This window comes from Halomonas sp. B23F22_3 (assembly GCF_043496965.1).
Classification (GTDB): Bacteria; Pseudomonadota; Gammaproteobacteria; order Pseudomonadales; family Halomonadaceae; genus Halomonas.
Genome location: NZ_JBIEKG010000001.1, coordinates 491,449 through 515,591, shown reverse-complemented (window position 1 = coordinate 515,591; position 24,143 = coordinate 491,449). Strand labels below are relative to the sequence as shown.

Annotated in this window: 23 protein-coding genes; 19 read left to right on the top strand and 4 right to left on the bottom strand. The window is 69.8% G+C overall.

What is annotated here, in order from left to right; translation table 11 throughout:
- Positions 1–588, top strand: a complete 588-nt coding sequence (locus ACGTNG_RS02305) for a peroxidase-related enzyme (RefSeq protein ID WP_394575243.1) — start codon at positions 1–3, stop codon at positions 586–588.
- Positions 589–649: 61 nt separating this feature from the next.
- Entirely contained in the window at positions 650–1,423 is a 774-nt protein-coding gene (locus ACGTNG_RS02300; RefSeq protein WP_394575242.1) for an HNH endonuclease, read from the top strand.
- Here ACGTNG_RS02300 and ACGTNG_RS02295 read toward each other — a convergent pair.
- Complete coding sequence (locus ACGTNG_RS02295; RefSeq protein WP_394575241.1) at positions 1,420–2,091, bottom strand: hypothetical protein; 672 nt, start codon at positions 2,089–2,091, stop codon at positions 1,420–1,422. The two genes, ACGTNG_RS02300 and ACGTNG_RS02295, sit on opposite strands and share 4 nt — an antisense overlap.
- Before the next feature lie 239 nt (positions 2,092–2,330).
- On the opposite strand from ACGTNG_RS02295, the gene ACGTNG_RS02290 reads away from it, so the two are divergent.
- The 15 genes from ACGTNG_RS02290 to ACGTNG_RS02220 all read left to right on the top strand — a co-directional run bounded on the left by ACGTNG_RS02290 (position 2,331) and on the right by ACGTNG_RS02220 (position 17,246).
- A complete protein-coding gene (locus tag ACGTNG_RS02290; protein ID WP_394575239.1) occupies positions 2,331–3,959 on the top strand; it encodes a hypothetical protein in 1,629 nt (542 codons plus the stop codon).
- On the top strand, positions 3,956–5,644 hold the full coding sequence (gene ilvD / locus ACGTNG_RS02285) for a dihydroxy-acid dehydratase (protein ID WP_394575238.1): 1,689 nt from the start codon (positions 3,956–3,958) through the stop codon (positions 5,642–5,644). The genes ACGTNG_RS02290 and ilvD overlap by 4 nt, the downstream gene beginning before the upstream one ends.
- A 290-nt stretch (positions 5,645–5,934) precedes the next feature.
- The gene (locus tag ACGTNG_RS02280; protein ID WP_394575237.1) at positions 5,935–7,386 is read left to right on the top strand and encodes a YfcC family protein; all 1,452 of its coding nucleotides are present in this window, start codon (positions 5,935–5,937) and stop codon (positions 7,384–7,386) included.
- A gap of 50 nt (positions 7,387–7,436) precedes the next feature.
- Entirely contained in the window at positions 7,437–8,684 is a 1,248-nt protein-coding gene (locus ACGTNG_RS02275) for an arginine deiminase (protein ID WP_394575235.1), read from the top strand.
- Between the two features lie 18 nt (positions 8,685–8,702).
- Positions 8,703–9,704, top strand: a complete 1,002-nt coding sequence (gene argF, locus ACGTNG_RS02270; protein ID WP_394575233.1) for an ornithine carbamoyltransferase — start codon at positions 8,703–8,705, stop codon at positions 9,702–9,704.
- A gap of 1 nt (position 9,705) precedes the next feature.
- A complete protein-coding gene (gene arcC, locus ACGTNG_RS02265) occupies positions 9,706–10,617 on the top strand; it encodes a carbamate kinase (RefSeq protein ID WP_394575232.1) in 912 nt (303 codons plus the stop codon).
- Between the two features lie 9 nt (positions 10,618–10,626).
- Positions 10,627–12,021 carry a F0F1 ATP synthase subunit beta gene (gene atpD / locus ACGTNG_RS02260; protein ID WP_394575231.1) on the top strand — a complete coding sequence of 465 codons (1,395 nt, stop codon included), beginning with the start codon at positions 10,627–10,629 and terminating at the stop codon, positions 12,019–12,021.
- Entirely contained in the window at positions 12,018–12,431 is a 414-nt protein-coding gene (locus tag ACGTNG_RS02255; protein WP_394575230.1) for a F0F1 ATP synthase subunit epsilon, read from the top strand. The genes atpD and ACGTNG_RS02255 overlap by 4 nt, the downstream gene beginning before the upstream one ends.
- Complete coding sequence (locus ACGTNG_RS02250) at positions 12,428–12,736, top strand: AtpZ/AtpI family protein (protein ID WP_394575229.1); 309 nt, start codon at positions 12,428–12,430, stop codon at positions 12,734–12,736. The genes ACGTNG_RS02255 and ACGTNG_RS02250 overlap by 4 nt, the downstream gene beginning before the upstream one ends.
- Positions 12,723–13,028, top strand: a complete 306-nt coding sequence (locus ACGTNG_RS02245) for an N-ATPase subunit AtpR (protein WP_394575227.1) — start codon at positions 12,723–12,725, stop codon at positions 13,026–13,028. The genes ACGTNG_RS02250 and ACGTNG_RS02245 overlap by 14 nt, the downstream gene beginning before the upstream one ends.
- Positions 13,019–13,738, top strand: coding sequence for a F0F1 ATP synthase subunit A (locus ACGTNG_RS02240; RefSeq protein WP_394575226.1), 720 nt, complete (start codon positions 13,019–13,021; stop codon positions 13,736–13,738). Before ACGTNG_RS02245 ends, ACGTNG_RS02240 begins: the two co-directional genes overlap by 10 nt.
- Entirely contained in the window at positions 13,735–14,022 is a 288-nt protein-coding gene (locus tag ACGTNG_RS02235) for a F0F1 ATP synthase subunit C (RefSeq protein WP_394575225.1), read from the top strand. Before ACGTNG_RS02240 ends, ACGTNG_RS02235 begins: the two co-directional genes overlap by 4 nt.
- A 3-nt stretch (positions 14,023–14,025) precedes the next feature.
- Positions 14,026–14,796 carry a F0F1 ATP synthase subunit B family protein gene (locus ACGTNG_RS02230; protein ID WP_394575224.1) on the top strand — a complete coding sequence of 257 codons (771 nt, stop codon included), beginning with the start codon at positions 14,026–14,028 and terminating at the stop codon, positions 14,794–14,796.
- Entirely contained in the window at positions 14,786–16,318 is a 1,533-nt protein-coding gene (locus ACGTNG_RS02225; RefSeq protein WP_394575222.1) for a F0F1 ATP synthase subunit alpha, read from the top strand. The genes ACGTNG_RS02230 and ACGTNG_RS02225 overlap by 11 nt, the downstream gene beginning before the upstream one ends.
- Entirely contained in the window at positions 16,302–17,246 is a 945-nt protein-coding gene (locus ACGTNG_RS02220; RefSeq protein ID WP_394575221.1) for a F0F1 ATP synthase subunit gamma, read from the top strand. The genes ACGTNG_RS02225 and ACGTNG_RS02220 overlap by 17 nt, the downstream gene beginning before the upstream one ends.
- 39 nt (positions 17,247–17,285) lie before the next feature.
- Here the strand turns inward: ACGTNG_RS02220 and senA are convergent, their stop codons facing one another.
- A complete protein-coding gene (gene senA, locus ACGTNG_RS02215; protein WP_394575220.1) occupies positions 17,286–18,623 on the bottom strand; it encodes a selenoneine synthase SenA in 1,338 nt (445 codons plus the stop codon).
- 56 nt (positions 18,624–18,679) lie between these two features.
- Between senA and senB the strand changes: the two genes are divergently transcribed.
- Entirely contained in the window at positions 18,680–19,672 is a 993-nt protein-coding gene (gene senB / locus ACGTNG_RS02210) for a selenoneine biosynthesis selenosugar synthase SenB (protein ID WP_394575219.1), read from the top strand.
- Positions 19,673–19,691: 19 nt separating this feature from the next.
- Here senB and ACGTNG_RS02205 read toward each other — a convergent pair whose 3' ends face one another.
- The gene (locus ACGTNG_RS02205; protein WP_394575218.1) at positions 19,692–20,654 is read right to left on the bottom strand and encodes a DMT family transporter; all 963 of its coding nucleotides are present in this window, start codon (positions 20,652–20,654) and stop codon (positions 19,692–19,694) included.
- On the bottom strand, positions 20,651–22,963 hold the full coding sequence (locus ACGTNG_RS02200; RefSeq protein ID WP_394575217.1) for a selenide, water dikinase SelD: 2,313 nt from the start codon (positions 22,961–22,963) through the stop codon (positions 20,651–20,653). The genes ACGTNG_RS02205 and ACGTNG_RS02200 overlap by 4 nt, the downstream gene beginning before the upstream one ends.
- Before the next feature lie 128 nt (positions 22,964–23,091).
- Between ACGTNG_RS02200 and egtD the strand changes: the two genes are divergently transcribed.
- On the top strand, positions 23,092–24,054 hold the full coding sequence (gene egtD, locus ACGTNG_RS02195; protein ID WP_394575216.1) for an L-histidine N(alpha)-methyltransferase: 963 nt from the start codon (positions 23,092–23,094) through the stop codon (positions 24,052–24,054).
- Positions 24,055–24,143 lie beyond the last annotated feature (89 nt).

Here is a 24,143-nt window from a genome sequence, read left to right as displayed (position 1 = left end):
ATGTCAGACCCGATCAGCCGTTTCCCCATTCCCGAATCAATCCACGACCTGCCCGACGACATCCGTGACGCCATGCTGGCGGTGCAGGAGAAGGCCGGCTTCGTGCCCAACGTCTTTTTGATGCTGGCGCACCGGCCGGCCGAGTTCCGAGCCTTCTTCGCCTACCACGACGCCCTGATGGAGCGGGAGTCCGACACGCTGACCAAGGCCGAGAAGGAGATGATCGTGGTGGCCACCAGCGCCCGCAACCGCTGCCTCTACTGCGTGGTGGCCCACGGCGCCCTGGTGCGGATCTACGGCAAGGACCCGCTGCTCGCCGACCAGGTGGCCATCAATCACCGCACCGCGCCGATCAGCGAGCGCCACCGCGTGATGCTCGACTTCGCGCTCTACTGTGGCCTGGAAGTGGGGGAGCTCACTGACGAGTGGGAGGCGCGCCTGAAAACCGCCGGCTTCACCCACGACGACATCTGGGACATCGGCGCCATCACCGCCTTCTTCGGGCTTTCCAATCGCTTGGTCACCCTGACGGGCACGCCGCCCAACGAGGAGTTCTACCTGATGGGGCGGGTGCCGAGGGGGAAGTGAGCGACGTGGTCTCCGTGAAAGCCCTGGCATAGGCTGGCGGTATCCAGAGTGCGGAGGTTGCATGGCAGCGGAACGAAAGGCATGGACGGATCATGAGCGTTTGCTGGCGCTATCGCTCTACTGTCGGCTGACGTTTGGACAGCTTCACAGCGGACGCCCCGAAGTCGTTGGGCTGGCCGAACGCCTGGAGCGCTCGGCCAGTTCCGTGGCCATGAAGCTCACCAATTACGCGAGTCTCGATCCCGAAGTCTTGGCGCTGGGCAAGAAGGGGCTCCCCGGTGCTTCGCAGAAGGATCGGTTGCTGTGGCAGCGCTTCATCGCCGAGCCGCATGCCGTTTCGCACGAATGCGAGCAGGCCTGGGCGGGGCTCGTCGAAGCGGCCGATGCAGCCGAGAGTGCGTCCTCTGAGACAAGTGACGACACTTTTGGGTGGGACGTGATGAGTCTGCAGAAACGTCGGGTGGGGCAGGCGCTATTCCGCAAGGCCGTGATGATTCGTTACGACACTCGCTGCGTCATCACGGGGCTTCGTCATGAAGATTTGCTGATCGCCAGCCATATCGTCCCCTGGCATGCGCTTCCCGACTCACGTTTGGATCCTGCCAACGGCCTGTGTCTAAATGCCTTGCATGATCGCGCCTTTGACAAGGGATTGTTGGCCATCGATGGGCAGGATCGCATCCGCATCGCCCCGGAGCTGGGCGATGCCGACGCTAGTGGGCGGCTCCAGCATCAGCTGTGCGACCTCGATGGCCGGCCGTTGAACCCTCCGGGATCGGCGTTTCCCAACCGTGATTATCTCGCCTGGCACTACCGCGAGTGCTTCCGGCGTTAAACGCCGTGCCCCGCCTCCAATAGCTGCATCACCGGCGACAGCTGGCTCTCATGCAGCAGCAGCACGCTGTCGCTACCTTCGTCTTCGCGAGGCACCACCACGGCGAACTCGCCCTCTTCGAGGTGGAACTCGTGGATTTCGCGGGGCCCCTCGGGCGTCTGGCAGAGGATCGAGCGGTAGGCGTCGTCTTCGCTGTAGGTCAGGCGGTGGTAGACCTTGAAGAAGGTGTAGAGGGTCAGGCCTAGGGGGAAGGCGGGCCAGCGCGCGGGGATGCTGCGGGTCTCCTCGTCGAGCGCCTGGTCTTCCTCGGCGGCGGCGATGGCTCGGGCCAGGGGCTCGGCGAGCAGCCCGCTGCCGTCGCACGGCAGCGGCTGTCCGAGCTCGAAGGCCCGGCGATAGTCGTCGGCCACTCGGCGCAGTGCCGCTAAAGAGTCCAGACGATGGTCGCTGTGCCTCAGGTCGGCGGGCTCGAAGCTGCCGTTTTGCCAGCCGTGGAGGACGCGCAGCACCAGACGGCCTTCGCGCATCGGCGAAAGGATCAGCGACTCGCAGGCCACCCGCAGGTGCAGCAGGCGCTCGGTGGCGGCGTTGTCGAAGGCGCTGTAGGGATCGACGAAGATCCCATGCAGGCGTCCGGGGGCGTGTTCCTTGGCTTCGGTGTAGGGCATCTCGGGGCTCCGGCACGGGGCTACATGGCGGGGCGACGCAGTGATGCCCCTCGATCCCGTCTCTATCGGCCAATTCGGCGCCGGCTTGAGGTGCGCTCCCAGGATCCAGTCGCTGTCGCCGAGGGCGCCCCGCCGTCGCACGCATTGCCGGAGAGGGCGCGTCCGTCCGATGCGTTTGCCACTTCGGGGGTGGGCGCCCACCCTGAGAGGGTCGATCCGCGTTGTCGAGGAACCGCCCCATGCCCGTCTGGTCACCGGTGCGCCTAGGAGGGCTCGTCCTGTGCGGGCTGCTGGCGGGCTGCGCCACCGGGGCCGACTGGCAATCGGAGGTTGCCGACCGCGATCCGCGGGACGCCCGCTGCCAGGCGCGGCTGAGCGCCTACGATGCGGCAGTGGCTGAGGCCGGGGTGGCCGATGCCGGTGCGGCGCGGGTCGCGGGCTTTCCCTACCTGCGTGTCGACCGCCTGCTGGCGAGCTTCGATGATGAGCTCGACAGCCCCGCGGCCTTCGCCGACTGGGTGACCCGGATGCGCGAGTTGGACGGCGAGGCCCGTGCCATCGAGGCGGCCAACCTGCCGGTATCCGAACGGGACGCGCTCCCGACGCCTTCCGGCGTCGACCCGGCCGCGGCCGTCAATGCCTGCGCCACGCGCCTGATGCAGCGTGAGCTGCTGGCCGAGCAGGGCACGGGACCGGCCCGCGAGCAGCTGCGCTCGGCGGTCGATCCCCCCGATCACTACCTGAGCTGGCGCCGGGCGCTGGGACTCTATCCCCTGACGCGCCTCGGCCTGGCGGTCGGTTACAACCGCTGGAAGGCGGGCTACCTGGACACCTTCGAGGCACCGTTCGCGACGATGCCGGCCGAGGCGCCCCTGGTCCGCTATGTGCCGCCCGGCAGGCCTCGGGAGGCCGCCGTCGCCGCACGGTGGTGGCGCGAGGCGCCTCGCAGCCCGCTCGGCTTCGTTGAGCTCGAGCGCGAGGAGCTGCTGCGCCTGGCGGCCCACCACGCCCCGGTGTTTCTCGTCGAGACCCGGGGGCACGACGACCGGTTCGGCGCGCCCTACTGGTTTGCCGGCCCCGAGGGCCCCCTGCCGTTGGTGGACACCAGCCGCCCCGTGGCCGATGTGCGGTTGAGCCACACCCGCTTCGAGGGCGAGCTGTTGGCCCAGCTGGTCTATACCCTGTGGTTCCCGGCACGTACCCGGCAGGGCGCGCTGGACCTGCTCGGCGGCCGCCTCGACGGCCTGGTGTGGCGCGTCACCCTCGACGAGGATGGGCGGCCGCTGATCCACGACAGCATCCATCCCTGTGGCTGCTACCACCTCTTCTTTCCCGTGCCGCCCCTCGAGCGCGTCGCGGTGGCCGCGGACGCTGACCTGCGCGAGGCGCCGCTGACGCCCCTCTCGGCCCCCCGCCTGGCGGCGGGAGAGCGGGTCGCGGTGCGCGTCGCCGCCGTCAGCCACTACGTGGAGCACCTCGGCGTGGCCGACTCGCGTCGCGAGGTGGCCGAAACGCGCCGCTACGCCCTCGAGGCGGTGTCGACGCCACCCGACTTCGGCCGACGCTCCCTGGCGCTGCCCGGTGGCGGACGGCTCAGCCTCTATGGTCCCGAGGGTCTGGTGTCGCATACTGGGCGCCTCGAGCGCTTCCTGCTGTGGCCATCGGGCATCCTGAGCCCTGGTGCCATGCGCCAGTGGGGAACCCATGCCACCGTTTTCGTTGGCCGACGCCATTTCGATGACCCCCGGCTGTTCGAGGCGGCCTTCGAACGGCCGGCCTCGTCCTTCGCCGCGACGAGCGACGTTGCCGCATCCGACGACCATTCCCGGGGCCAACCCCCGACACTGCAAGAGGAACCCCGACCATGAGTGACACACCGGACGATCCCCGCCGCCGCCATTCCGCCCCGGTCGTGGATGGCGTCGGCAAGTCCGCCAGCCGCGCCATGCTCAGGGCGGTGGGCTTTCGTGATGAGGACTTCGCCAAGCCCCAGGTGGGCATCGCCTCGACCTGGAGCAACCTCACCCCCTGCAACAGCCACATCGACGAGCTGGCTCGCCGGGCCAGCGACGGCGCCGATGCGGCCGGCGGCAAGGGCGTGATCTTCAACACCATCACCATCTCCGACGGCATCGCCAACGGCACCGAGGGCATGAAGTACTCGCTGGTGTCCCGGGAGGTGATCGCCGACTCCATCGAGACGGTGGCCGGCTGCGAGGGCTTCGACGGCCTGGTGGCCATCGGCGGCTGCGACAAGAACATGCCGGGCTGCCTGATGGGGCTGGCGCGACTCGATCGCCCCAGCGTCTTCGTCTACGGCGGCACCATCCTGCCGGGCGAGGGCCACACCGACATCGTCTCGGTGTTCGAGGCCATGGGCGCCCACTCCCGCGGCGACATGGACCTGATCGAGGTGAAGCAGATCGAGGAGACGGCGATTCCCGGCCCCGGCTCCTGCGGCGGCATGTACACCGCCAACACCATGGCCTCGGCCATCGAGGCGCTGGGCATGAGCCTGCCGGGCAGCTCGGCGCAGAATGCCGTCTCCCAGGCGAAGCGCGACGACTGCCATGCCGCCGGCGAGGCGGTGCTCGCGCTGCTCGAGCGCGACATCAAGCCCTCCGACATCATGACGCGCCAGGCCTTCGAGAACGCCATCACCGTGGTGATCGCCCTGGGCGGCTCCACCAATGCGGTGCTGCACCTGATCGGCATGGCCAGCACCATCGGCGTCGAGCTCTCCCTCGAGGACTTCACCACCATGGGCAAGCGCGTGCCGGTGGTCGCCGACCTGCGCCCCAGCGGCCACTACATGATGAGCGAGCTGGTGGCGATCGGCGGCATCCAGCCGCTGATGAAGACCCTGCTCGAGGCCGGCCTCTTGCACGGCGACTGCCTGACCGTCACCGGCCAGACGCTTGCCGAGAACCTGGCCGACGTCGCGCCGTACCCCGATGACCAGAAGATCATCGCCCCGCTGGATCGGCCGGTGAAGGCCGAGAGCCACCTGCGCATCCTCTTCGGCAACCTGGCCCCGGAAGGGGCGGTGGCCAAGATCACCGGCAAGGAGGGCACGCGCTTCTCCGGCACCGCCCGGGTGTTCGGCTCCGAGGAGGAGGCCCAGGCGCGCATCAACGATGGCACCGTGGTGGCCGGCGACGTGGTGGTGATCCGCTACGAGGGGCCCAAGGGCGGCCCCGGCATGCGCGAGATGCTCACGCCCACCTCGGCGATCATGGGGCGCGGGCTCGGCAGCGAGGTGGCGCTGATCACCGACGGGCGTTTCTCCGGCGGCAGCCACGGCTTCGTGGTGGGGCACGTGACCCCCGAGGCCTTTGACGGCGGCCCCCTGGCGCTGGTCGAGGACGGCGATGTGATCACCATCGATGCCGAGGCCGATACCATCGACGTCGCACTCTCCGACGAGGAGCTGATGCGTCGCCGCGCCGCCTGGTGCCAGCCTGAACCGCGCTACGGCCGCGGCGTGCTGGCCAAGTACGCCCGCACGGTGAGCTCGGCCTCCACCGGGGCGGTGACCGACCTGCCGGAGTGATCTTCCCCGACCTCCGCTGCCTCCCCACCCGCGGCCTGCGACCTTTGGCCGCGGGGTCCCTCCAGGCACCGCGCGGCCCCGGCAGCGTCGCGCGGTGCTCTCCCGTCCAGTGCTCTCCCGTCGTCGGTTGACCCGCGTTACCGCCGGGCACCGGGTCCGGCGGCATGAACTATCCTTCGTCAAGGCAGGCTCGCGTAGCGTAGCGACGGTGCCTGCCCAGGTCGTCGAGGGCCTGGCATGGCCTCGAACGTGCGGTTGATGACACGAAAGTGATGACCGGGAGACGCGCTATGACCCAGGACGACCAGCCACCCCCCGACGCGGAACGTGACCTCGCCTCGCGATTCCCCACCGCCTATACCATCCTCTTCGGCCTGATCATCGTCATCGCCGCGCTGACCTGGATCATCCCGGCCGGACAGTACGACCGGGTCATGAACGAGGAGGTCGGCCGCGAGGTGGCCGTGCCCGGCACCTACCAGACGGTGGAGTCCAACCCGCAGGGATTCGTCGAGGTCATGCTGGCGCCTACCGCCGGCTTCTACGACCCGGACAGCTATGCCGCCAACGCCATCGATGTGGCGCTGTTCATCCTGTTCCTAGGCGGGTTCCTGGGGGTGATGAACGCCACCGGGGCCATCGACACCGGCATACGAAGCGCCATGCGCCACCTGGAAGGCCATGAGATCTGGATGATCCCGATCCTGATGACGCTGTTTGCCCTGGGGGGAACGACCTATGGCATGGCGGAGGAGACCCTCGCCTTCTACGCCATCCTGATCCCGGTGATCCTGGCGGCCGGCTACGACGCCGTCACCGGCGTGGCCATCATCCTGATCGGCGCCGGTATCGGGGTGCTCGGCTCCACCATCAACCCGTTCGCCACCGTCATCGCGGCCAACGCGGCCGACATCCCGTTCACCGATGGCATCGTGCTGCGGTTCATCCTGCTGATCGGCGGCCTGCTGATCTGCATCGCCTACGTCATGCGCTATGCCGCCCGCGTCAAGGCCGAGCCCTCGCGTTCCGTGGTGGCCAAGCAGTGGGACGCCCACCGGCGCGTGTTCCTGAAAGGGCAGGAGGGCGACGACATCGAGAACGCCACCCTCAACACCACCCAGATCATCGCGCTGACGATCTTCGGCCTGACCTTCGCGGTCATGATCTGGGGCGTCTCCTCCCAGGGCTGGTGGATGGCGCGCATGGGGGCCCTGTTCTTCGGCGCCGCTATCCTGATCGGCCTCGTCGCCCGGCTGGGCGAAAAAAAGTTGACCAGCAGCTTCGTCGACGGGGCCCGGGAGCTGCTGGGCGTGGCCCTGGTCGTCGGGCTGGCGCGTGGCATCGTGGTGATCATGGAGCAGGGCATGATCGCCGACACCATCCTGCACAGTGCCGAGGCGTCGCTCGGCGGGCTGCCGGAACTCGCCTTCATCAACCTGATGTTCTGGATCGAGGTGGGCATGAGCTTCTTCGTGCCCTCGTCGTCCGGGCTCGCGGTGCTGTCCATGCCGATCCTCGCCCCGCTGGCGGACTTCGCGAACGTCGGGCGGGACCTGGTGGTGACCGCCTACCAGTCCGCCAATGGCCTGGTGAACCTGATCAATCCCACCTTCGCGGTGGTGATCGGCGGTCTGACCATCGGGCGCGTCTCCTACGACCGCTGGCTGGTCTTCATCTGGCCGCTGCTGCTGATACTGACTGTGTTCATCAGCCTGGTCATCAGTGTCGGGGCCTTTCTGTGATGAAGCGTTTTGAAGAACGGCCGTGACGCCCGACGGAAAGGAGTGTTGCCATGTCTGATTCTGCCCATGACGTGCCACCCGAACTCGGCGTGCATTCCGAGACCGGCACCCTGCGCCAGGTGATCGTCTGTCGCCCGGGCCTGGCCCATCGGCGGCTGACCCCTTCCAACTGTGATGCGCTGCTCTTCGACGACGTCTTCTGGGTCAAGCAGGCCCAGAAGGATCATGACGTCTTCGCCGGCGTGATGCGGGGCAGGGGGGTGGAGGTCCTCGACGTCAACGAGCTGCTGGCCGATACCCTCGATATCCCCGATGCCCGCGCCTGGATACTGGACCACCGCATCACCTGGAACCACATCGGGGTGGGCATGGTGTCGGACCTGCGCGCCTGGATGGATGAACTGCCGAGCAGGACCCTGGCCGAGTTCCTGATCGGCGGCCTGGAAGTGGGCGACCTGCCCTTCGACCCGGTGGGGCTCTTCGGCAACCATCTCGGCCACTTCGGCTTCGTGCTGCCGCCCCTGCCCAACTTCCTGTTCACCCGCGACAACAGCGCCTGGATCCACGGTGGCGTCACCCTCAACCCGATGTTCTGGAGCGCACGCAGGCCGGAGACCCTGCTGATGGCCGCCATCTATGCCTTCCATCCGGCCTTCGCGGGCCGGGTGAAGGTGCACTGGGGGGACCCCCTGGCGGACTACGGCCTCGCCACCCTCGAGGGCGGGGATGTCATGCCGGTGGGGCACGGCACGGTGCTGGTGGGCATGGGCGAGCGCTCCTCGCCCCAGGCCATCGGCCAGCTGGCGAAGGCGCTGTTCGAGGAGGGCAGCGTGCACCGGGTAATCGCCTGCCAGCTGCCCAAGACCCGGTCGGCCATGCACCTGGACACGGTCTTCACCTTCTGTGGGGGCAACGTGGTGACCGCCTTCAAGGAGGTCGCGGATGCGGTGGTCTGCTACGACCTGCGTCCCGGCGAGGGGGGCAAGACGCTGGCCTTCCGTCAGGACCCGCGCCACCTCTTCGACCTGGTCGCGGAAACCCTCGGTTACCCGACGCTCGAGGTGGTGCCCACCGGCGGCGACACCCCGGAGGAACGCGAGCGCGAGCAGTGGAACGACGGCAACAACGTGCTGGCGCTGAGCCCCGGTGTCGTCGTGGGCTATGACCGCAACGATGACACCAATGGGGCACTGGAGGCGGCGGGCATCGAGGTGCTGGCCATTCCCGGTGCCGAGCTGGGCCGGGGGCGCGGCGGCGGGCGCTGCATGAGCTGCCCCACCCGCCGTGATCCGATCTGACAAGGAAGGAGGCGCACCATGGCATTCAATCTCAAGAACCGGCACTTCCTGACGCTGCGTGAGTTCACCCCGCAGGAGATCGGCTTCCTGCTGAAGCTGTCCGCGGACCTGAAGGCCGCCAAGTACGCCGGCACCGAGGTGCCGACCCTCGAGGGCAAGGACATCGCGCTGATCTTCGAGAAGGACTCCACCCGCACCCGGGTCGGCTTCGAGGTGGCGGCCTACGACCAGGGCGCCCGCGTCACCTACCTCGGCCCCACCGGCAACCACCTCGGCCACAAGGAGTCGGTGAAGGACACCGCCCGGGTCCTGGGCCGGGTCTACGATGCCATCGAGTACCGCGGCTTCGGGCAGGCCATCGTGGAGGAGTTGGCCGCCCATGCCGGGGTGCCGGTCTACAACGGCCTGACCAACGAGTTTCACCCCACCCAGATCCTCGCGGACCTGCTGACCATGCAGGAGCACGTGGAGAAGCCGCTGCGCGAGGTGTCCTTCGTGTTCGTCGGCGATGCCGCCAACAACATGGGCGACAGCCTGCTGATCGGCGGGGCCAAGATGGGCATGGACGTGCGGCTCTATGCGCCCAGGGCCTGCTGGACATCGCAGGCCGTGCAGGAGGAGGCCAGGGCGCTCGCGGCAGAGACCGGGGCCAGGATCATGATCACCGACAACCTCGACGAGGCCGTGGCCGGGGTCGATGTCGTTTACACCGATGTCTGGGTCTCCATGGGCGAGCCCAAGGAGAAGTGGGCCGAGCGCATCAAGCTGCTGATGCCCTACCAGGTGAACGCCGACCTGATGGCCAGGACCGGCAATCCCCGGGTACGCTTCATGCACTGCCTGCCGGCGTTTCACAACACCGAGACCACGGTGGGCAAGGAGATGCAGGAGACCTTCGGGCTCGATGCCATGGAGGTGACCGAGGAGGTGTTCGAGAGCCCCGCCTCCATCGTCTTCGACCAGGCCGAGAACCGGCTCCATACCATCAAGGCGGTGCTCGTCGCGACCCTGGGAGGCTGACATGCTGGTGGTGGCGGCACTGGGCGGCAACGCCCTCCTCAAGCGCGGCGAGCCCCTGACGGCCGCGGCGCAACGCGGTAACGTGCAGGTGGCGGTCCGCGCGCTGGCCGACATCGTGCGCGCTGGGCACCAACTGGTGATCACCCATGGCAACGGCCCCCAGGTGGGCCTGTTGGCGCTGCAGGGCGCGGCCTATCGGCCGGACGAGGCCTATCCGCTGGACGTGCTGGGGGCCGAGACCGAGGGCATGATCGGCTACATGATCGAACAGGAGCTGGAGAACGCGCTCGACCACGATCGCCCGGTGGCCACCCTGCTGACCCAGGTGGTGGTGGATCCCGAGGACCCGGCCTTCGGCCATCCCACCAAGTTCGTCGGGCCGGTCTACGAGCGGGACGAGGCCGAGCGTCGCGCGTCGGCGGCCGGCTGGCACATCGCCCGCGACGGCGACAGGTGGCGTCGGGTGGTGCCCTCGCCGACGCCGCTGGAGATCCCGGACCTGCGGGTATTGCAGCTGCTGCTCGCCCAGGGGGTGGTGGTGGTCTGCACCGGGGGCGGCGGGATACCGGTCCTGCGCCGGGAGGATGGCAGCATGATCGGCGTGGAGGCGGTGATCGACAAGGATGCCGCCAGCGCGCTGCTGGCGCGCCAGCTGGGCGCCGACGCCCTGCTGCTGCTGACCGATGTGGAGGCGGTGTACCGGGATTACGGCACGGATACCGCGACCCCGGTTCATGCCCTGACGGTGGCCGAGGCCCGGGAGATGGCCCTGCCGGCCGGTTCCATGGGGCCCAAGCTGGTGGCCGCCTGTGAGTTTGCCGAGAATGGGGGCATCAGCGGCATTGGCCGGCTGGTCGATGCCCTCGCCATACTGGAGGGAACGGCGGGCACGCGGGTGTCGGCCGACGCATAGGATGCGCTGATGACGCAGCATGAAGCACAGCTCCCACCCGAGGACGATACCGGTTCCATCGTCGCCATTCGCGGTGGCGTCGTGGATGTCAGGTTTGCCGGGCGGGTCCCCGGCATTCGCGAACTGCTCTACGCCGGCAAGATCGGCCTGGAGGTGGCCGGCCTGGAGGACAATGGGGTGGTGCGCTGCATGGCGCTGGGGCCGGTCAGGGGGCTGGGGCTCGGCATGCCGGTGCGGGCCACCGGCGCGCCGATCACCGTGCCGGTCGGCGACGCCGTCCTGGGGCGCATGCTCAACGTGTTCGGCGTGCCGATCGACCGAAAGGCCGCCCCGGTGAGCGCGGACCGGCGGTCCATCCACCAGCCATCGCCGCGGCTCGAGGATCGGGTCGTGCGCAGCAGGATCCTGGAGACAGGCATCAAGGCCATCGACCTGCTGTCGCCCATCGAGCGGGGCGGCAAGACCGGCCTGTTCGGTGGCGCTGGGGTGGGCAAGACCGTGCTGATCACCGAGCTGATAAACAATACGGTGCAGCAGCACAAGGGCGTGAGCCTCTTCTGCGGCATCGGCGAGCGCTCCCGCGAGGCGGAAGAGCTCTACCGCGAGATGGGCGAGGCCGGTGTGCGCGACAATACCGTGATGCTGTTCGGCCAGATGAACGAGGTGCCCGGGGTGCGCTTCCTGGTCGGCAAGACCGCCCTGACCATGGCCGAGTACTTCCGCGACGAGCAGCAGCGGGACGTGCTGCTGCTGATCGACAACATCTTCCGCTTCGTGCAGGCGGGCTCCGAGGTCTCGGGGCTGATGGGCCGCATGCCCTCGCGGGTGGGCTACCAGCCGACGCTTGCCACCGAACTGGCGGAGCTGGAGGAGCGCATCACCTCCACCCGCAAGGCCGCCATCACCTCGGTCCAGGCCGTCTACGTGCCGGCCGACGACTTCACCGATCCCGCGGCCGCCCATATTTTCTCCCACCTGTCGGGCTCGGTGGTGCTGTCGCGCAAGCGGGCCAGCGAGGGCCTCTACCCGGCCATCGATCCCCTGGCCTCCTCCTCGGTCATGCTCACCCCGTCGGTGGTGGGGCAGCGTCACTACGACATCGCACGCAAGGTGCGCCGCACCCTCGCCGAGTACGAGGAGCTTCGGGACATCATCGCCATGCTGGGCATCGAGGAGCTCTCGGCCGCCGACCGGGCCACCGTCGCCCGTGCCCGCCGCCTGGAGCGCTTCCTGACCCAGCCCTTCTTCACCACGGGCTCGTTCACCGGGACCGAGGGCAAGCGCGTGTCCATCGACGATACCCTCGAGGGGTGCGACACCCTCCTGAACCAGACCCGTTTCGAGCATGACGAGGGCGACTACTACATGATCGGGGCCCTCTCCGACCTGGAGGTGGAGGCATGAGCCTGTCAGCCGAGATGCAGGTGACCCTGCGGCTGCCGACCCGGACCCTGTTCGAGGGACCGGCGACTCGGCTGTTTGCGGAGGCGGAAAACGGGGCCTTCGGGATGCTGCCGAACCATATCGACTTCGTCACCGCGCTGGTGCCCTCCGTGCTGATCCTGACCCTGGCGGATGGCGAGGAACGGATCTTCGGCATCGACGAGGGGATCCTGGTGAAGAAGGGGCATGGCGTGGATATCGCCATCCGGCGGGGCGTCCTGGGCACTGACCTGGCCTCGCTGAGGGAGACCGTGCAGGAGAGCTTCATCGAGATGGATGAAGACGAGCGGGTGGCCCGCTCCGCCCTGTCTCGCCTGGAGGCGGGCATCGTGCGGCGGTTTGCCGACCTGCAGCGGCCCAAGACGCCATGACCTCGAAGCGTAAGTCTCCGGTGGAGGACATCGGCCGTCGCGCCCGGCGCCGGGAGAAGGCGCGGGACGACCCGGGCGCGAGCCCGCTGCGCGGGCTCGGGGTCTTCGGCATGATCGGGTGGTCGGTCGCGGTGCCCACTGTGGGCGGCGCCTTTCTCGGGCTGTGGTTCGATCGTCACATGCCGCAGGCGTTCAATTGGACCATTGCATTGATCCTGGGGGGCGTGGCGCTGGGCAGCTTCATTGCCTGGGCCTGGGTCAGCAAGGAAGCCAACGACAACGGGAGCGAGCATGATGACGATTGACTGGCCTGCCGTGATCACCGGCGTCGGCGCCGGTATCGCCGTCAGTATCCTGTACTTCCTGGGCCTGGCCCTGAGTGTCCGGCTGGCGCTGCGACGATCCCGGCCCGTCGCCGTCCTGCTGCCCAGTGCCGTGGTGCGGATCGCGCTGCTGCTGGCGGTCGGCTGGTGGGTGACCGAGGAGGGCACGCGGGGAGGCGCCTTCGTCGGCTATGCGCTCGCGTTCTTCCTGGTGCGCTTCATCGCCACCCTGATGGCCCGCACGCCCGGAGCGAAGGAGGCAGGATGCAACTGACACCCGACCAGACGACCGTCTTCACCCTCTGGGGCCTCGGGATCAACGAGACCGTGGTCAACACCTGGGTCGTCATGGCCCTGCTGACCATCGCCTCGATGCTGGTGACCCGGAAGCTGCGGCCGGACGTGCCGCCTAATCGCTGGCGAACGACCCTGGAGGTGATCGTCACCGGGATCCAGCGGCAGGTGGAGGACATCTCGCCGCAGTCCTCGAGCCACGTCCTCTACTTCTCGGGCACGCTGTTCCTGTTCATCGCGCTGTCCAACCTGCTGCTGGTCGTGCCGGGCTTCACGCCGCCCACGGCGTCGCTGTCGACCACGGCGGCCCTGGCCCTGTCGGTGCTGATCGCCGTCCCGCTGTTCGGCATCACCCGCCAGGGCATCGGCGGCTACCTGAAGACCTACATCCAGCCCTCCATCGTCATGCTGCCCTTCAACATCATCAGCCAGTTCTCCCGGGGGATCTCGCTGGCCATCCGCCTCTACGGCAACGTGATGAGCGGTGCGGTCATTGCCGGCATCCTGCTCGGCGTGGCGCCGTTCTTCTTTCCCGTGGTGATGGACGTGTTGGGCCTGCTGACCGGCCTGATCCAGGCCTACATCTTCGCCATCCTGGCGACCGTCTATATCTCGTCGGCCACGGCCATCGTGAAGAAGCCCGACCACGATCTCGACCGCGAACGCGACCATAAGGAGCAAGATCGATGACTGATGCAGCCCTGATTGCGGCCATTTCCATCTTCACCGCGGGACTGACGGTGTCGTTCGGCGCCCTCGGCCCGGCGCTGGGGGAGGGGCGGGCCGCATCCGCCGCCCTGACCGCCATCGCCCAGCAGCCGGACTCGGCCTCCACCCTGTCACGCACCCTGTTCGTGAGCCTGGCGATGATCGAGTCCACGGCGATCTACTGTTTCGTGGTGGCGATGATCGTGCTGTTTGCCAATCCGTTCATGGACACCTTCCTGCAAGCCACCCCACCGGCGGCGGGCTGAACCATGTCGATTGACTGGGTTACGGTCATCGCCCAGATCGCCAACTTCCTGGTGCTGGTCTGGCTGCTGAAGCGCTTCCTCTACAAGCCGATCCTGAAGGGCATCGATTCCCGCGAGGCCGAGATTGCCGAACGGATGGGGGAGGCTAAGCGCGCCCAGGAGAAGGCCGCCGCCGCCGAGGCGGACTTCGTGGCACAGCAGCAGAAGCTGCAGGCCGACCAGGACGCCCTGGCCCAGCGGGTTCGCGAGCAGGCGAAGCAGCAGCGGGATGCCCTGCTGGCCGAGGCCCACGAGACCATGGAGCAGGAGCGCCAGGACACCCTGGCGCACCTGGCCCGCGAACGGGAACGCTTCACGTCGGAGCTCTACAAGGCGAGTGCGGAAACGCTCTACCAGCTGGCCGGCCGCGCCCTTCACGACCTGGCCGACGAGCGCCTGGAGGAACATATCGCCCTGCACGTGATCGGCAAGCTGGAGCCGTTGTCGGAGGAGCTTGCCTCGGCGGCCGAGCATGCCGAGGAAGCGGTGGCCACCACCCATGCCCCGCTGCCGGAGGAGGCGAGCCACGAGGTCGAGGCCGCCCTGGCGGCCCGGTTGCCCGGCCTTCCCCTGCGCTTTGCCACCGATGAGGGCCAGTCCCCCGGCCTGGTCCTGCGCATCGGCAGCCTCCAGCTCGCCTGGACGGTCGACAGCTACACCGACGAGCTGGTCGAGCTGCTGGAAGAGCGCCTGGCCAGCGGCGAGTCGGGCAGGGTGAACGCTCATGGCGGATGAGTCGCATCGTCCCGACGTGCAGGACTTCATCGACGTCCTGCTGGACAGCCCCGCCCCCTCGCCGGTGCTGGCGGAGGTGGGCACGGTCGCCACGGTGGGCGACGGCATCGCCGTGGTCTCGGGCCTCGGGCGGGCCCTGTCGGATGAGCTGCTGGTCTTCGCCTCGGGGGTTCGCGGGGTGGTGCTGGACCTCGAGCCGGACCGGCTGGGGGTCGTGCTGCTGGGCCCTTCGGAGCGGGTGCGCGCCGGTGAGGATGTCTGGCGCACCCATAAGGTGATCAGTGTCCCCGTGGGGCCGGGCCTGGTCGGCCGGGTGGTCGACGCCACCGGCCAGCCCCGGGACGGCAAGGGCAGGGTGACCGCCGTGGCCGAACGGCCGGTGGAGGCCCGGGCGCCGGACATCCTCAGCCGCGGGGCCGTCACGCGTCCCCTGGCGACCGGCCTCAAGGCGGTCGATGCCGCGGTGCCGGTCGGCCTGGGGCAGCGGGAGCTGATCATCGGCGACCGTCAGACCGGCAAGACCTCCATCGCCCTGGATACCATCCTCAACCAGGCCCGCTCGGAGGTCCTGAGCATCTATTGCGCCATCGGCCAGCGCGGGGACGCGGTGGCCAGGGTCATCGAGGCGCTCCGGGAAAGCGGGCAGCTGGCCAACACCATCGTGGTCGTCGCCGGCGACGAGGACGCGCCGGGCCTGGCCTATATCGTGCCCTATGCGGCGATGACGATGGCGGAATACTTCGCCGACCAGGCCCGGGACGTGCTGGTCGTCTTCGATGACCTCACCCACCACGCCCGCTCCTATCGGGAGCTCTCGCTGCTGCTGAGGCGTCCGCCGGGGCGCGAGGCGTTCCCCGGGGACATCTTCTACGTGCATGCCAGGCTGCTCGAGCGGGCCGGTCAGTTCACCGAGGAGGCCGGGGGCGGTTCCATCACCGCCCTGCCCGTGGTGGAGACCCAGGCGGAAAACCTCTCGGCCTATATCCCGACCAACCTCATCTCGATCACCGACGGCCAGATCTACCTGTCGCCGCGGCTGGTGCGCAAGAACCAGTTCCCGGCGGTGGACCTCGGGGTGTCGGTGTCGCGGGTGGGCGGCAAGGCCCAGCATCGCGCGTTCCGGGATGTCGCCGGCAACCTGCGCGTCACCCTCTCCCAGTTCGAGGAGCTGGAGGACTTCGCCCGCTTCGGCACCCGGCTGGATGACGCCACCCGGGCTCGCCTGACCCGGGGCGCGGCGGTCCGGGCGGCACTGCGCCAGCCCGAGCGGGATCCGGTACCGGCCGTGGAGCAGCTGCTGGTCCTGCTGGCGGCGATGGAGGGCCTGTTCGATGGGCTCTCGGAGACCGAGGTGGTGGCCGCCATGGAGACCATCCGGGCATCGGTGGGCGACGCCCTGACGGGCGTCGCCACGCGCATCGCTCGCAACGAGCCCCTGAATGATGCGGACCGCGCCGACATCCTCACGGTGGCGCGGACCGCCCTCGGGAAGCCGGAGGACGACCGTGACGCAGACGCTTGAAGCCCTGTCCCGCCGCTTTGATACGCTGACCAGCATCCGCGGGATCGTGCACACCATGAAGACGATCTCGGCCATCAATGCCGTGCCCTTTGATCGTGCCGCCCGCTCCATCGAGGCCTATCACCGCACGGTGCGCAGCGGACTCCAGGCCTTCGTCGCCCGAACCGGCCCCATCGCCCTGCCGGCCGTGGAGCCGGCCGAGAGCATCGTGGTGGTGTTCGGCTCCGACCATGGCCTGTGCGGCAACTACAACGAGCTGCTCGCCGAGAAGGTGCAGGCGGAGCTCGGGCCGGCGACGGCCGGACGCGTCGCCCTGCGGGTGCTGTGCGTCGGCGCCCAAATGAATGACGCCCTGGCGGGGCAGGGTCTCAGCCCCGAGGACGTGCTGCTGCCGCCGGCCTCGGCGGATGGCATCGGGCGCCTGGCGGGCGGCATCGTCACCCGGCTGGACGAGATCGGCGGCGGCGAGCCTCTCCATCGGAAGGTCACGCTGGCCTTCACCCAGCGCGCCGGGCGCGGGCAGCACGAGCCGGTGCTGATGCCGCTGCTGCCCCTCGGGCCGGCGCTCCTCTCGGAACTCACCGACCGGCCGTGGCAATCCCGCTCCCTGCCCGACTACTCGATGCCCAGCGCCGAGTTGTTTGCCGCTCTGCTGCGCAGCCATCTCTTCGCCAGCGTCTTCCGGGCATCGGCGGAGGCCATGGTCACCGAGAATGCCGCGCGGCTGGCCCTGATGCAGCAGGCCGAACAGTCCGTGGATGACCGCCTGGACGAGGTGAAGGGCCAGCTGCGAACGGTGCGCCAGGACGAGATCACCACCGAGCTGCTGGACGTCATCATCGGCTTCGAGGCGCTGCGCCACTCTCCACGAAACTCTCCTCACAAGACGTCCCTCAACTCACCTCGCAACACCCCCCACCGGACCTGAGGGTCCGAGCCCGGGGACGGCGTCAAGGCGCCGCGGCGCTCAACGGGCGCAGGTGCGAAAGCCGGCCAGCACGTCGTGGCGATCCGGGGTGAAGAAGTTGCGGTAGGCGTTGTGGATCAGCCGCGAGCGGGTGGCCCAGGCGCCGCCGCGCAGCACGTAGCGCCCCTCCTGGAACCAGGGGGCCGAGTAGTCGCGGTAGAGCTCGGGCGCGAAGCCCGGGAAGGGGGCGAAGGGAGAGGCCGTCCACTCCCAGACGTTGCCCAGTAGCTGGCGACAGCCGAAGGCGCTGTCGCCCGCGGGCAGCGCCGCCACGTCCAGCGGGCCGAGCCGCCAGCCGTCCAGGTTGGCGAGGCCGGCATCCGGGGTCGCGCCGCCCCAGGGGAAGCGTCGCTTGCCGGGTGCGAGAGCGCGCCCGTCGGCCGACGGCTCACGGCTGGCGGCCACCTCCCACTCCGCCTCGCTCGGCAGGCGTCGCCCGGCCCAGCGGCACCAGGCCTTGGCCTCGTGCCAGCTGACGTGCACCACCGGCTGGTGGGGAGGCAGCGGCTGCCAGCGGTCGAAGTGGCGTGCCTCCCAACGGCCGTCGGCGCCCCGGCGCCAGTAGGTCGGGGCCTCGAGCGCCTGGGCCTCGCGCCACCGCCATCCGGCCTCGCTCCACAGCTCGCGCCGCTCGTAGCCGCCGTCGTCGACGAAGGCGGCGAACTCGGCGTTGGTGACCGGGGCCCGCGCGATCGAGAAGGGTGCCACCTCGACCTCCATGGGCGGCTTCTCGTTGTCGAACCGGAAGGGCAGGGGCTCATCGGAGCCCAGCCGGTGGCGCCCGCCGGGAATGGTGACGTCGCCCGGCAGGGCGCCGCTTCCGGCCTCTTCCGCGGCCTGGCTCGGCGGCGGCGTACCGAGTGCCGGGGCGGGATCGCCCAGCGTCTGGCGGGTGTAGAGGAAGGCCTCGCCGTGCATGTCCTCGTGCAGGGTGGTGAGCTGGTAGACGTAGCTCTGGGCGGCGCTGGCCTCGCCTTCGGGCAGGCGCGCGAGCATCGCCTCCTGCACCCGGGAGAGGTAGTCCAGGGTCTCGTCGCGGGAGGGCAGCGGTAGCGCCCAACGCTCGTCATGGGCGATGCTGCCGGAGTCGAAGAGCCGCTCGGCGCCGGCGAGCCGGTAGTCGGGCAGCCCAAAGAGGCCGCGGAGCGCGAAGTGGTCGTGGAAGAAGCCCAGGTGGCCGAGCTCCCACAGCGGCGGGTTGACGATCGAAAGCCGCGGGCCGAGCTCGCGGATCTCGAGGGTGTCGTGCATCAGCGCCAGGCTTCGCGAGCGGGCATCGATGAGCATCCCCGCCAGCGCATCAGCGGTGCGAGGGGGCGTGGGCGGGGTGGCGATCATCGGGACCTCCTCGACGGCCGGGGAAGGGTGGAGCGCGATATGGGAGACGATGAATAGTGTTGAAGGTAGCCCTGATCACCCCGGCGGGTCGAGGCTCCCACGCCGGTAACCGCGCCACGGCGACCCGCTGGGCCGGCCGGCTGGGCGAGCTGGGCTGCCGCGTGCGGATCGCCGGCTCCGAGGATGCCCTTGGGGAATGGCGCGTCGACGGCCAGGCCCCAGATCTCGTGATGGCGCTGCACGCCTGGCGCAGCCACGGGGCCATCCTCGCCTGCCGCCAGGCCTTCCCGGCGGCCGCCCTGGCCGTGGTGCTGACCGGCACCGACGTCTATCGCTTCCAGCACAGCCACCCCGAGGCGTTTCGGGAGAGCGTCGCGGCGGCGGATGTCCTGGTCGGCCTGCATGACGCCCTGGACGAGGATCTGCCCGGGTCCGTGCTGCCGCGCCTGCACATCGTCCACCAGTCGGCGCTGCCCCTGCCACCGGGTGCCCCGCGGCCGAGCCGGCGGTATCTGAACGTGCTGGTGGCGGGCCACCTGCGCGAGGAGAAGGATCCGCTGCGCGCGGCGCTCGCGGTGCGCGCGCTGCCGTCGGGCTCGCGGCTGCGGGTCATCCAGCTGGGCGGCGCCGTCGAGACGACCTGGGCCCAGGCCGCCTTCGAGGAGATGGCGGTCAATCCGCGCTATCGCTGGCTCGGCGACCTGCCGCGCTGGCGGGTGCGCCGCTGGATGGCGCGCGCCCGGCTGATGGTGATCAGCTCGCGCATGGAGGGCGGGGCCAACGTGGTCAGCGAGGCCTGCGTGGCGGGGCTGCCGGTGCTGGCCTCCGATATCCCGGGCAACCGCGGCCTGCTGGGCGGCGACTATGGTGGCTATTTCCCGGTCGCCGATACCGCCGCGCTTCGTGAGCTGCTGCGTCGCGCCGAGGCGGAGCCGGCCTTCGTCGAGGCGCTGCGCCGCCAGGTGACGGCACGTGCCGCGCTGTTCACCCCCGAGGCCGAGCGCGAGGCGTTGGCCAGGGTGATCACCGCCTGCGGCCTGACGCCCTGACGCCTGGAGGTGCGCGACGTCACGATCGCCCGTCAGGCGCGCCCTCGGGGCCGGCCAGCGAGACGCGCTCGTCCCGCGTCGTCGCCTTGACGGGGGCGCTGATGCACACCAGGCAGGCCAGGATCAGCACGATGCCGCTCCAGCCCATCGCGGGCAGGCGTTCGCCGACGATGACCACGGCCAGTCCCGCCGCCACCACCGGTTCGAAGAGCGTGATCGTCGTGGCGGTGCTGGCGGGAATGCGTGCCAGGCCGTGCCCGAAGCAGAGATAGCCCAGGAACATCGGCACCAGGGCCATGTACAGTCCTACCGCCGTATTACCCCATGAGGCCAGCAGTGGTGCACCGGTCATGAACAGCACCGGCATCAGCAGCAGGCCGCCGATCCCGAAGGTGGCGCCCATGGCGGCTCGGGGCGCACAGCCGCCTTGCATCAGGCGACGCGCCGTCCACGAATAGAGGGCATAGCTGAGACCGGCGAGCAGGGCCAGCAGCACGCCCGGGATGACAGCCGAGCCGATCCCGGTCGGCCCATCACCGCTCCCCTCGGCCAGGCACAGCAGCAGCATGCCGGCAAGCCCGAGCCCGGCCCCCATCATCCAGCGCCCGGTGAGTCGCAGCCCATCCAGGCGAGCTTCGATCAGCGCCGAGAGCAGCGGCGCCGAGCCGATGGAGACCACCGTGCCGATGGTGACGCCGGCCAGGCGCATGGAGGCATAGAACGCCAGCGGGTAGATCGCCACGGCGACGGCGCCCGGCAGCAGGTATCGCCACCGCGCTCGCAGCAGGCCGGCATGGCGGCGGATCCGTCGGGCAGAGAGGGCGGCCTGCATCAGTCCACCGCCGCCCATGGCCACGGCACCGATCGCCACGGCGCTGACGTCGGGAGCGAAGGTCGCCGCGGTGCCGGTGGTCCCCCAGAGCGTGGCGGCAACGAGGACCGTCGTGATGCCCAGCAGACGCTCCCGGGCCGCCGGGGTCATGTCGCCTCCGGCATGGCGGTCGTGAGCGTGATGGGCGCGAGCGCCTCGCCGGCGGGGGTGATGCGACCGATGATGGCGGCGTGGGCGTAGCCCAGGGCGTGCAGGGCCGCGAGGCAGGCCTCGGCGCGCTCGGGGGGTACGCCGGCGAGCAGGCCCCCGGCGGTCTGGGGGTCGAAGAGCAGCGGGTAGCGCGGATGCTCGACCCAGGCCGCCTGGTCGCGGATGGCCCGGCGCAGGCGCACGTTGGCGGGCTGCAGGGAGCTCAGGATGCCGGCGGCGACGGTCTCCTCGGCGCCCGCGAGCAAGGGCAGGGCGGCGAGGTCGAGCTCGGCATCCACCCCCGAGGGGCGGGTCATCTCCACCAGGTGGCCGAGCAGGCCGAAGCCGGTGAGATCGGTGCAGGCGGTGGCGCCGTGTTCATGCAGGCAGGCCGCCCCCACGCGGTTGGACTGGACCATGCTGGCGAGCGCCGCATCGATCCAGCGCCCCCGGGCGGCGAGCCGCGCGTGGGCGGCGAACAGCGTGCCGGTGCCGATTGGCTTGGTGAGGATCAGCACCTGGCCGGGGCGCAGGCCGCCCTTGGTCATCAGGGCTGTGCTGTCGCTGTCGATCAGGCCGTTGACGGCGAAGCCCAGGGCCAGCTCGCTGCCCTCGCCGGTGTGCCCGCCCACCAGGGCGCAGTCGGCGTCGTTGAGCACCTCCACCGCGCCGCTCATCATCTGGAAGACGGTGTCCTCGACCTTGGCCTCGAGCCCTTGGGGCACCGTGGCCACGGCGGTGGCGGTCTGCGCCTCGGCGCCCATGGCGAAGATATCGCCCAGCGCGTGGTTGGCGGCGATCTTGCCGAACACGTAGGGGTCGTCGATGAAGGCGCGGAAGAAATCCACGGTGTGCACCATGTCCTTGCCCGGCGGCACCCGCACCACGGCGGCGTCGTCCGGGGCGTGCAGGCCGACCAGTACCTCCTCGCGCGCCACCGGCTCGAGCGTCGAGAGCGCCCGGGAGAGGGTGGTGGCCCCCACCTTGGCCCCGCAGCCGCCGCAGCGCATGGCGAGCGCCGAGATCGCCTGGGCGCTCTCGTCCTCGTCCAGCGCCACTCGGCTGCGTGCCGGGGCCTTCATGGCGTCCTGGGTCATCGGCGGCAGGTCGTTGAAGCGAGCCATGAAGCGCCGGTCGATCCAGTCCTTCCAGCGCCAGGCCCAGTCGCCGGCCAGATAGAGCCCGCCCCGGGAGGCGACGGCGTGGCGGTCGCCGGTGCTGATCAGCGCCAGCCAGTCGCGCTGCGGGCGATAGGGTGAGAGCGGTCGGCCGGTCACGGCGGCGCGCAGGTTGTCGGCCAGCGGACGGCCCTGGCGCACGGCGAAGACCCCGGCCTTCTCGCGAGGATGGTCGACCTGGTGGGCGATGTCGCCGGCGGCGAAGATCCGCGGGTCCGCGAGCGACTGCAGGGTCTCGCCGACCTTGATGAAGCCGTCGTCGTCCAGCTCGAGCCGGGTGTCCTGGAGCCAGTCGGCGCCGCCGGCATTGGTCACCCAGACGATCTCGTCGGCGTCGTGCCAGCGGCCGTCATCCGCCTGGAGCCGGTCCTTGTCGACGGCGACCACCTCGGTGCCGGCATGCACCGCGACGCCCCGGCGGCGCAGCGTGGCCTCGAAGTGCCGGCGCACCCGGGCGTTGTGGGTCGGCAGGATCCGCTCGCCGCGGGTGAAGAGGGCGAAGTGAAGCTCCGCCGGGTCGCGTCCCCGGGCGGCCAGCTCGCGGCCCAGCCGGTACTGCATGGCCAGCAGCAGCTCGACCCCGCCGGCGCCGCCGCCGACCACTGCCACCCGGGTGGAGCCGGGGTGCGCCTCGATGCGCGCGAGCAGCGTCAGCCAGCGGTCGTTGAAGCGGTGGATCGGCTTGACCGGCACGGCGTGGGCGTCGGCGCCCTGGACCGTTCCCACCCGGGGCGTCGAGCCGATGTTGATCGACAGCCAGTCGTAGGGCACCGGGGGACGCGAACGGCAGAGCACCCGGCGCGCGTCGTGATCGATGCCGACGGCCTCGTCGGCGAAGAAGCGCGCCCCGGCGTACTCGGCCAGCCGGCGCAGGTCGATGTGTACGTCGTCGTAGCCGTAGTGCCCGGCGACGTAGCCCGGCAGCATGCCCGAGTAGGGGGTGTGGGTGTCGCGGCAGATCAGGGTGAGCCGCACGCCCGGTTCGGGACGCATGGCGAAGCGCTTCAGCACGCCGACGTGGGTGTGGCCGCCGCCGACCAGCACGATATCGCGTAACGCCTGTAACCCCGCGGGCTGCTGCGGTTGCTGCATGAGGGGGCTCGCTCTAGATTGGTGAGAGGGTGGCGCGAGGGATCCAGGGCTCGCGCCGCGCCCAGTCTAGCCGGATTTCGGCGCGGGAATCTCCCCGGCGTCGCCACCCGCCGCTTGCGAGGGACTCGATGACCATCGCCGTGCATGTCCACGATCAGCATGTCGGGGGGGCGCAGGACACCTTTCGCGACGACGTCATCCATGGCCTCGCCGCCGCGCCGAAGGCGCTCTCGCCCAAGCACTTCTACGATGCGCGCGGCTCGCGCCTCTTCGAGGCCATCTGCGCGCAGCCCGAGTACTACCTGACCCGCACCGAGGAGGGCATCCTCGCCGCGGCCGTTGACGAGATCGCGGCGCTGGTGGGGCCCGATACCCTGCTGGTCGAGCTCGGCAGCGGCGCCAGCCGCAAGGTGCGGCGACTGCTCGAGGCGCTGCGCCCCAGCCGCTATCTGGGCGTCGACATCTCCCGGGACTTCCTGCTGCAGAGCACGCGCCGCCTGGCCGCCGACTACCCCTGGCTCGAGGTGCACGCCGCCTGGGGCGACTACTCGGCCGGGGTGCGGATGCCGCCGAGCCTCGCCGGGCGCCGGGCGATGGCCTTCTTCCCGGGCTCGAGCATCGGCAACTTCACGCCCGCCGAGGCCGAGGCCTTCCTCTCCCGCCTGCGCCGGGCGCTGCCGCCGGGCAGCGGAGTGCTGATCGGCGTCGACCTGGTCAAGGCGCGCGACCGGCTGGAGGCGGCCTACAACGACGCCGCCGGCATCACCGCGGCCTTCAACCTCAACCTGCTCGAACGCATGCGCCACGAGCTGGGCGCCGAGGTCGAACTCGCGGCCTTCGCCCACCGCGCCGTCTTCAACGAGGCGGCCTCGTGCATCGAGATGCACCTGGTCAGCCGGCGGCGCCAGGCCATCGTGGTCGACGGGCGCCGCTTCGCCTTCGCGGCGGGCGAGACGCTGCATACCGAGAACTCCTGCAAGTACCGCCTGGAGGACTTCCAGGCGCTGGCCGCGCGGGCCGGCTACCGGTCCGGCGCCGTCTGGCTCGATGATCAGGCACTGTTCAGCGTGCACTATCTGGTCGATCACTGACGCGGGCGCGTCGATCACCGACGTCGGATCACCGTTATCGTCACCGCACAAAAAACGCCCCGCCGGACAGGCGGGGCGTTGGCGTCGAG

Excerpts from the sequence above, each read along its gene's own strand:
- ACGTNG_RS02225 (WP_394575222.1), top strand. The coding sequence starts at position 14,786 with ATGGCGGATGAGTCGCATCGTCCCGACGTGCAGGACTTCATCGACGTC.
- ACGTNG_RS02240 (WP_394575226.1), top strand. The coding sequence starts at position 13,019 with ATGCAACTGACACCCGACCAGACGACCGTCTTCACCCTCTGGGGCCTC.
- ACGTNG_RS02305 (WP_394575243.1), top strand. The coding sequence starts at position 1 with ATGTCAGACCCGATCAGCCGTTTCCCCATTCCCGAATCAATCCACGAC.
- ACGTNG_RS02255 (WP_394575230.1), top strand. The coding sequence starts at position 12,018 with ATGAGCCTGTCAGCCGAGATGCAGGTGACCCTGCGGCTGCCGACCCGG.
- ACGTNG_RS02290 (WP_394575239.1), top strand. The coding sequence starts at position 2,331 with ATGCCCGTCTGGTCACCGGTGCGCCTAGGAGGGCTCGTCCTGTGCGGG.
- ACGTNG_RS02235 (WP_394575225.1), top strand. The coding sequence starts at position 13,735 with ATGACTGATGCAGCCCTGATTGCGGCCATTTCCATCTTCACCGCGGGA.
- ilvD (WP_394575238.1), top strand. The coding sequence starts at position 3,956 with ATGAGTGACACACCGGACGATCCCCGCCGCCGCCATTCCGCCCCGGTC.
- egtD (WP_394575216.1), top strand. The coding sequence starts at position 23,092 with ATGACCATCGCCGTGCATGTCCACGATCAGCATGTCGGGGGGGCGCAG.
- argF (WP_394575233.1), top strand. The coding sequence starts at position 8,703 with ATGGCATTCAATCTCAAGAACCGGCACTTCCTGACGCTGCGTGAGTTC.
- senA (WP_394575220.1), bottom strand. The coding sequence starts at position 18,623 with ATGATCGCCACCCCGCCCACGCCCCCTCGCACCGCTGATGCGCTGGCG.
- arcC (WP_394575232.1), top strand. The coding sequence starts at position 9,706 with ATGCTGGTGGTGGCGGCACTGGGCGGCAACGCCCTCCTCAAGCGCGGC.
- atpD (WP_394575231.1), top strand. The coding sequence starts at position 10,627 with ATGACGCAGCATGAAGCACAGCTCCCACCCGAGGACGATACCGGTTCC.
- ACGTNG_RS02200 (WP_394575217.1), bottom strand. The coding sequence starts at position 22,963 with ATGCAGCAACCGCAGCAGCCCGCGGGGTTACAGGCGTTACGCGATATC.
- ACGTNG_RS02275 (WP_394575235.1), top strand. The coding sequence starts at position 7,437 with ATGTCTGATTCTGCCCATGACGTGCCACCCGAACTCGGCGTGCATTCC.
- ACGTNG_RS02300 (WP_394575242.1), top strand. The coding sequence starts at position 650 with ATGGCAGCGGAACGAAAGGCATGGACGGATCATGAGCGTTTGCTGGCG.
- ACGTNG_RS02280 (WP_394575237.1), top strand. The coding sequence starts at position 5,935 with ATGACCCAGGACGACCAGCCACCCCCCGACGCGGAACGTGACCTCGCC.
- ACGTNG_RS02250 (WP_394575229.1), top strand. The coding sequence starts at position 12,428 with ATGACCTCGAAGCGTAAGTCTCCGGTGGAGGACATCGGCCGTCGCGCC.
- ACGTNG_RS02230 (WP_394575224.1), top strand. The coding sequence starts at position 14,026 with ATGTCGATTGACTGGGTTACGGTCATCGCCCAGATCGCCAACTTCCTG.
- ACGTNG_RS02245 (WP_394575227.1), top strand. The coding sequence starts at position 12,723 with ATGATGACGATTGACTGGCCTGCCGTGATCACCGGCGTCGGCGCCGGT.
- ACGTNG_RS02205 (WP_394575218.1), bottom strand. The coding sequence starts at position 20,654 with ATGACCCCGGCGGCCCGGGAGCGTCTGCTGGGCATCACGACGGTCCTC.
- ACGTNG_RS02295 (WP_394575241.1), bottom strand. The coding sequence starts at position 2,091 with ATGCCCTACACCGAAGCCAAGGAACACGCCCCCGGACGCCTGCATGGG.